Origin of the sequence: Parendozoicomonas verongulae, from assembly GCF_009711465.1 — a bacterium.
Lineage (GTDB): Bacteria > Pseudomonadota > Gammaproteobacteria > Pseudomonadales > Endozoicomonadaceae > Sansalvadorimonas > Sansalvadorimonas verongulae.
Genome location: NZ_SMME01000619.1, coordinates 1337 through 1614, shown reverse-complemented (window position 1 = coordinate 1614; position 278 = coordinate 1337). Strand labels below are relative to the sequence as shown.

Below are 278 nucleotides of genomic sequence, written 5' to 3'. Positions count from 1 at the left end.
ACTGAACTTTGTTGTCACCAGTCTTTGCATTGTGATCTGTCTGTCTGCATCTGTCGTCTATACAGCAGAAGACAAGAGTCGATCTCTTTACATTATTCAGTTACGGCCATTAGATGTCATATCGACAGGCAGTATTGCTTTATACCCTGCGAGCAGCACACGTATTCATCCCCATGAAAAAACATCCTGTACCATAGACAGGACAGCCGAACACCACCATGTGTATTGTCAGGGGAAAACACAAAAAACCGGATTAACCCTCACCGTCTCAACACCAA

General features: G+C 44.2%; 1 protein-coding gene. It reads left to right on the top strand.

Features of this window, described 5'->3' with window-relative positions:
* Positions 1-278 (top strand): hypothetical protein (locus E1189_RS24900; RefSeq protein WP_230460017.1); only part of this gene is annotated, 278 nt, incomplete at both ends.